The sequence below is a fragment of the Enterococcus sp. AZ103 genome, from assembly GCF_051714685.1.
Taxonomy (GTDB): Bacteria; Bacillota; Bacilli; order Lactobacillales; family Enterococcaceae; genus Enterococcus_A; species Enterococcus_A alishanensis.
On record NZ_JBIOSI010000007.1, the window covers coordinates 1 to 1,005 of the forward strand.

Annotated in this window: 3 protein-coding genes; all 3 read left to right on the top strand. The window is 35.6% G+C overall.

Annotated features, from left to right (window positions below; translation table 11 throughout):
- Positions 1–298 (top strand): conjugal transfer protein (locus ID741_RS19910; RefSeq protein ID WP_438721396.1); only part of this gene is annotated, 298 nt, incomplete at its 5' end.
- A gap of 13 nt (positions 299–311) precedes the next feature.
- Positions 312–578 (top strand): TcpD family membrane protein, encoded by a 267-nt coding sequence (locus tag ID741_RS19915; protein WP_438721397.1) that lies wholly within the window; start codon positions 312–314, stop codon positions 576–578.
- A gap of 15 nt (positions 579–593) precedes the next feature.
- Complete coding sequence (locus ID741_RS19920; protein ID WP_438721398.1) at positions 594–992, top strand: TcpE family conjugal transfer membrane protein; 399 nt, start codon at positions 594–596, stop codon at positions 990–992.
- The last annotated feature ends 13 nt before the right edge of the window (positions 993–1,005 follow it).

The following is a 1,005-nucleotide window of genomic DNA, read 5'->3' on the forward strand; positions in this document are numbered from 1 at the left end:
CGTCAACAATTGGTTAAAGGACACCTTCTTTCCTAAGTATGTTGAAACCAGCGATAAAGAAGTGGTGAAATACATGATGAAAAATCCCGAAGTATTGGGAGGCGTCATGACCTTTAAAAATATTCAAGAAATGGCTGCTTATCCAATGAAAGGGGGGAGAATAGATTGTTATGTGATAGTGACTGTCACAGACAAGCAACTATCACAAGACTACAACAATGCTTATCACCTAATCATAGAACAAGATGATAACGACCAATTTGTTGTAGAGAGATTGACCCACGATATTAAAAATTAGGAGGAAATAGTGAATGAAATTATTAACTGGGTTACAAAAAGTGAATTACGTTTTAGCTAGCGCACCAACAGGAGGAGCATTTAAGAATTGGATATTGCAGTTAGGGGGAAATGTCCTAATTGCTGCTATGGTCATTTTTTTAATTACTGGATTTGCTCGACAATCCATTGGAAGAATTGCAGGAGTTTTAATCCTAGGGGCTTTTTGTGCATGGTTTTTAAATAGTCCAGAAAGCTTCTTAGGTGTTTTACGAGGCGTTGCAGAACTATTCGGGCAGTAGAAAGCAGGTGAGAATATGCCACCATTAAACTACCGCACTATTTTTAAAAAACCGATTATCATTAATAGTATTGCCGATTTTATCTTACCCTTTTCCATTGAGTTGAAACGAGCTTTATTAGCCGTACCTGCACTATTGATTCTATGGGTACTAAATCGCTTTGTCTTAAACTACGTTTTCCCTTTGATTCATAATATGACCATTTCCTTTATCTATTATGGCGTAGGTATCTACTATTTGTCTGGTTGGTTCGCAGATGAATACACGATATTTGACAATAAAAATTTGATTTTATTTTTGAAGAACTACATTAAATATTTTACCAAAATCAAAGTAGGAAATCGGGTGTTAACAGACAATCAAATTATCACCAATCTTGAGCCAAACATTCGTTTTTCTAAAGCGAAAATCTAATCACAGGAGGTGA

Coding starts and splice junctions, on each gene's coding strand:
- ID741_RS19915 (WP_438721397.1), top strand. CDS start 312: ATGAAATTATTAACTGGGTTACAAAAAGTGAATTACGTTTTAGCTAGC.
- ID741_RS19920 (WP_438721398.1), top strand. CDS start 594: ATGCCACCATTAAACTACCGCACTATTTTTAAAAAACCGATTATCATT.